The organism is Sodalis sp. (in: enterobacteria) (assembly GCF_047607725.1).
Classification (GTDB): Bacteria; Pseudomonadota; Gammaproteobacteria; order Enterobacterales; family Enterobacteriaceae; genus JBLKSS01.
The window spans coordinates 1-4,777 of record NZ_JBLKSS010000229.1 but is presented as its reverse complement, the minus strand read 5'-3'; the positions used below and the strand labels follow the sequence as shown (position 1 = coordinate 4,777).

General features: G+C 50.9%; 2 protein-coding genes and 3 pseudogenes. 2 read left to right on the top strand and 3 right to left on the bottom strand.

Annotated elements, in window-relative coordinates; all coding sequences use genetic code 11:
• Positions 1 to 78: 78 nt before the first annotated feature.
• The 3 genes and pseudogenes from ACMX3H_RS17130 to ACMX3H_RS17120 all read right to left on the bottom strand — a co-directional run.
• Positions 79 to 975 (bottom strand): hypothetical protein, encoded by an 897-nt coding sequence (locus tag ACMX3H_RS17130; protein ID WP_415211674.1) that lies wholly within the window; start codon positions 973 to 975, stop codon positions 79 to 81.
• A gap of 506 nt (positions 976 to 1,481) precedes the next feature.
• Entirely contained in the window at positions 1,482 to 1,595 is a 114-nt protein-coding gene (locus ACMX3H_RS17125; RefSeq protein WP_415211675.1) for a carbohydrate-binding protein, read from the bottom strand.
• Between the two features lie 123 nt (positions 1,596 to 1,718).
• Positions 1,719 to 2,804 (bottom strand): annotated as a pseudogene (locus ACMX3H_RS17120) (lytic polysaccharide monooxygenase); the annotation flags it as partial.
• 521 nt (positions 2,805 to 3,325) lie between these two features.
• On the opposite strand from ACMX3H_RS17120, the pseudogene ACMX3H_RS17115 reads away from it, so the two are divergent.
• Positions 3,326 to 4,191, top strand: a pseudogene (locus ACMX3H_RS17115) (metal ABC transporter substrate-binding protein).
• Positions 4,184 to 4,600: pseudogene (locus ACMX3H_RS17110) on the top strand (ATP-binding cassette domain-containing protein); the annotation flags it as partial. The pseudogenes ACMX3H_RS17115 and ACMX3H_RS17110, both read left to right, overlap by 8 nt.
• Positions 4,601 to 4,777 lie beyond the last annotated feature (177 nt).

The window sequence follows — 4,777 nt, the reverse complement described above, 5'->3', positions numbered from 1 at the left end:
TCAAACCGGGATGGAAATAAAAGTTATTAAAATCAATACAATGTGAAAATGCAATGAGCATAAGCGTGTAACGTAGGTTTACTGTCTCATACAACAAACCCACCAATAATTCAAGACGTCCTCCACGGGGCGCTTACGTTTATCCAGCAACATAGCGAGCATGTCCACCGGCATGTCGCGCTGGTAACTCAGACGAACGGGCTCCGCCTTCAAACGTTGTTTAAGCCCGGAGGACATCAATTCCGGCAGGCCGGTATCCATTTCAAACGAAAGGTCGAATTCCGTATCCCGGGTCATTTTCATGGACCAGGCATGAATATCGTCATAATCAAAAAACGGGTCAAAAATATCGTTAAGACACAGTCTTATCACATTATCCAAAATGATAAGAGGCTTACGCCGGCGCGAACCGCTGTCGGCGTGCAAAGTAATAAAACGCGGGGTTCTGTCTGACGGGATTTCCAATAAGGCGTAATTCACCGCCTCGTCCCGCGTCATTTTCACCACCAGGTAGGTCGAATCGTCACGCAAAAAAGTGACCAAATTGGTGTCCTGGTCAATAAGGATAGGCCTGACGAGCGGGCGTAGGGTTTGTTGAAAATAGTCCTTCAGCCAATGCTGCTGAGGTTCAGATAATTGGCGCTCATTAAGCAAGAAAATCTGGTTTCTGGCCAGTTCCAGCAGCAAGTCATGGTAGAGACTATCGAATTTCTCGTTGTTTTTCGCAATCTTATGTTTCACTTCAGCGAATAATCTCCGATAGCCTTCGTCTTTGCCCTGAGCAGCGCTGATAAGGAGATTTCGTCGTAGATCGGCAAAGCGAATCTTATAAAACTCATCCCGGTTGCTGGAATCAATGCCGAGAAAACGAATTCGCTCGACTAAGGGATTAGTGACATCTTCAGCCTCTTGCAGAACGCGTTCGTTAAAAGCGAGCCAGCAGAGTTCTTTATCCACATAACGCTCTGAATACACAACGACCTCATGACACAATAGGGCTAGAGGCAGTAATTATTGAGTTTTTATGTGACGGCTGTGTGTCGGTGATGGGTGAAAAAAAGCGCGGGTGCGACATTTCTGTCATCTTAATGAAATGAAACGGACATATCGTCTAGACGGTATCAGCAAACGAAATGGTAAGAGAAACAATGACGCCTGTCCTGGTTTCATCCCTGGAAGAAGCAGAGCGGCTGTTAGCCGCAGGCTTGGTTAAACATGTTGAGCTGGGATTTGAACTCACCAGCGACGAATTTTTTCATTTTGCGTCATATTGGTGTGAACGGGGCGCCAAAATTAAAAAAAACCATCAGCATTTCGTCATCTCGCTAAAGAAATATACTATCCCGCCGAATCAGACCTCATGACGCCCGCATCGTCCGTCTATAACGAAACAGCCGGTCGCCGCAATCGGTAAAAATAAAGTGGACACAGGATGTGTCCACTTGCAAGAGCAAAGCGTTAGCTTAGCGGCCGCCACAGGGTCAGATAATCTTCCCCCCCGGTGACCAGGCATCAGTATAAGCGACGTGACTTTGCAGACATTCCCAGTCTTTACCGCGATAGCTGACCTTATCGCCGCGAGTATAAGAGGTCATCAGTTTCCATTCCGGGTAATTCCCCGGCTGTCCCTCATCGTTGTCGTCGGTGGTTAGCGTCAGCGTATTGCTCGGCGCAGAGACCTGGCCGGATAAATCCCTGGCGATGACGTAGTAGCGATACGTGGTGCCGGCGGCAAGGCCGGTATCGTTATAGCTTAGCTGTGAAACCGGCAAGGTTATCAGTACCACCCCATCGCGATACACAATGTAATTGCCCATCCGGTTGGCGTCCACTGACGCCCCCCATATCAGGCTCACGCTGTCGGCACTTACCTCCATGCAGTGCAAGTTTTTCGGCGCCCCCGGCGGGGAATCGGGCAAGGTTTGGCTCGGCGTTGTCACCAGCAATGCCTGGCTCTGCGTGGATTCGGAACCCTGTGCATTCACCGCGCTTACGGCATAACTGTATTGCGTATTTTCCGCCAGTCCGGTGTCGATGAAACCCGGCTGGATACCCGCGTAAATGCGGTTGCCGTCGTGATAAAGTCGATATTCACCGGCAGCCGGGATCGAGGCATTCCACGCAAGAGTAATGGCATTGCTGGTAATCTCCGGGGCGCGCAGTCCGTTAGGCGCAACGGGCGTAGTCTCGCCGTTATCATCACCGTCAACGAAATCCACATCGATTACCTGGTAAAACGCATTACCCGTATCCACCACTTCCCATACTGCTAAAATGACGTGGTAGCCCGAACGCTGCGGCAGCATCACCTCATGTACCGTTGGTTCAGGCGGGGTGAGCGCCGCGCCATTGCTCCAGAACGGCTGCTCGGTTAGCTCTACTTTGAAAAACGGTTGGGTGTCGAATTGGGCACGGCTTAATGGCGCGTTGGGATCCTAGTCCTGGCGGGTTATGAAATAATTCCAGCGCCGGGTGAGATACTTAGCGCTGTAAGACCAGGAAAATGTTAACAGCTCACCGGCCACGACATTATGTTTTTCCCAGTGGGTACCACCGGACTCATCCAGGAATTCGCCATTACCTTGGTTAGCGCTGGCAATTTTGCCGTCCGGCGGCGCGACAGGATCGGAAAGACCCGCGGCAACGGCGGGAAAGAATTTACCGGCTTCGCGCTGGTTTAATTGCCCGGTATCAAGTTTTCCCTGTTGCCAGGCGAAATAGGCACGCGAGGCAGGTGTAGGAACATGCTCGTGCCGCAGCTCCGGCTGAGCGGCATATTTACTCACGCTGAGTGTTTTTGACATTATTAAATCCGCCTCCTTGGCGTGGTTGTTTAAACGGCTGACGGTAAGGTGGAATAGCATTACCCCTTGCCGCGCTTACGCATAAAACCCTTTTCTTTCGTCACAAAAGAAGGGGGTATGTGCAATTGAATAAAGCAATGACAATTTATTTCATAATTAATGATGAACACCATGGGAGGCGTTTGTGCCGTAAGTTGACAAACAATTGGGCGGATTATGACGTCTGGCGGCAGAAAAAGAACGTGCATATGGGCGTGCCGGATTGCCGTTTATCACTTATGGCCCGGGAAGTAGCGTTGCATTGGCGAAGGAAATGGAAAGCCCGGCCGCTAGGGGAAATGTTAAACGAAACTACAATGAAACTGATATACTAATGATAATCGTTATCATTTGCATTATATCTTCCTCCCCTTATCCTAGCGCCTGTTTGCACTCTGCCATATTCAACGCATTTAAGGAAATCGCTAGTTTATAAAAATATACCAAAAATAGTTGTCTCCGCCGTAACATTATCGCTGCTAATGATTTCGATATCGGCAACCGCCGCTGATAAATTCAAGGTCGTCACCACCTTTACCGTGATTGCGGATATGGCAAGAAACGTCGCCGGTGATGCCGCGAACATCGAATCCATCACCAAGCCCGGGGCGGAAATACATGAATATCAGCCAACGCCCGGCGATATTCAGCGCACCCAGGGGGCTCAACTATTGCTATCGAACGGACTCGATCTGGAACGTTGGTTCGAGAAATTTTATCAGCAGCTGCATGATGTGCCGGACGTTGTCGTATCACAGGGGGTTGTTCCTATCGGGATCGTCGAGGGTCCCTATAGAGCGGTTTACCCAATCCGCACGCCTGGATGTCTCCCGATAATGCCATTATCTACGTCAATAACATTCGCGATGCGCTGGTGAAATATGATCCCGCCCACAGCCAGACTTATTATAAGGAAAATGCGGAAGTTTATAAGCATAAAATCACCGCTGAAATCGCCCCGGTCAAAGAAAAGCTGGCGCAAATTCCCGCCTCGCACCGCTGGCTGGTGACCAGTGAAGGCGCGTTTTCCTACCTCGCCCGCGACTTTGGCCTGAAAGAGTTGTATCTCTGGCCGGTCAATTCCGATCAAGAAGGCACCCCGCAGCAAATTCGCAAAGTCGTCGATACCGTCAAAAAGTACCATATCCCCGCCGTGTTCAGCGAGAGCACCGTTTCCGACAAACCGGCGCATGAAGTGGCCCGCGAAACCGGCGCACATTATGGCAGCGTATTGTATGTGGATTCATTAAGCGAGCCCACTGGGCCGACCCCCACCTATCTTGACCTGCTGCGCGTCACGGCGGATACCGTGGCGGAAGGCATGACCGCCGGGGTTAAGCATGACTAAACGCATCGATGCCACATTAACCGTTTCGCCCTCGGGCGAAACGGCACTCGACGTCCGCCGGGCGACCGTGATTTACCGTAATGGCCACCTGGCGTTAAAACAGGCGACATTTGCCATCCCTCGCGAGGTGATTGCGGGACTGGTGGGCGTTAACTGCTCCGGCAAGTCGACATTATTCAAATCGATTATGGGATTTATCACTCTGGCCAGCGGCGAAATTACCGTCATGGGTCATCCCCCCACCAAGGCATTGAAACGCCATCTCGTCTCCTACGTTCCCCAATCGGAAGAAGTGGATTGGAATTTTTCCGTTCTGGCGGAGGACGTGGTGATGATGGGACGCTACGGCCATATGGGGATGATGCGTATCCCGCGTCAGGCGGACAAGGATGCCGTGGAATGCGCCCTGGAGGTAAGCGTACGCCCAGCGCCGTCTGTTAATTCTCCATCAAGTTATTGAAGATGATGTCCATTATTTTTTTAATGGGCGCAATTCATGAAACAAACCCCAACAAAACCCTCAAGATGTCGTCCCAATTTCCCGCTGGACTTTAACATTAAGCTGGTTGAGCAGGCGCTCCAGCCC

Excerpts from the sequence above, each read along its gene's own strand:
- ACMX3H_RS17125 (WP_415211675.1), bottom strand. The coding sequence starts at position 1,595 with ATGACCTCTTATACTCGCGGCGATAAGGTCAGCTATCGCGGTAAAGAC.